At 42.1% G+C, this 328-nt stretch carries 1 protein-coding gene; it reads left to right on the plus strand.

The features are described from left to right. Positions 1-328, plus strand: a 328-nt coding sequence (locus FTW16_RS13350; protein ID WP_146491405.1) for a zinc ribbon-containing protein, incomplete at both ends; no start/stop codon positions are given.

The raw sequence follows: 328 nt of genomic DNA on the forward strand, positions 1-328 counted from the left end.
ACAAAATTGAAACATCAGGTAAGTTAGCAAAAGCGGCCAACGACATGACCAAAGATGAGCTGTCGCTGATCTCAGCTTATGTGAAGTCGGACTTGAAAGAGTTCTCAGAAAGCTATGAAGAGAGCAAAAATGGCCCATTCTATTTGATGATTACAGACTCTATTTGGCAAGGGTTACTGGACATAACTGATCGTACTAAGGTGGAGTGGGTTGAGCTGTTCCAAGATCTAGAGCATCAAGGATTATATCAAGCAGAGGAAGTGATAGGGTTAGGCACATTGGTATGTGATGAATGTGGGCATCAAACCGAATATAATCACCCTACAAC

This window comes from Vibrio sp. T20 (assembly GCF_007858795.1).
In the GTDB taxonomy this organism is placed as follows: Bacteria; Pseudomonadota; Gammaproteobacteria; order Enterobacterales; family Vibrionaceae; genus Vibrio; species Vibrio satsumensis.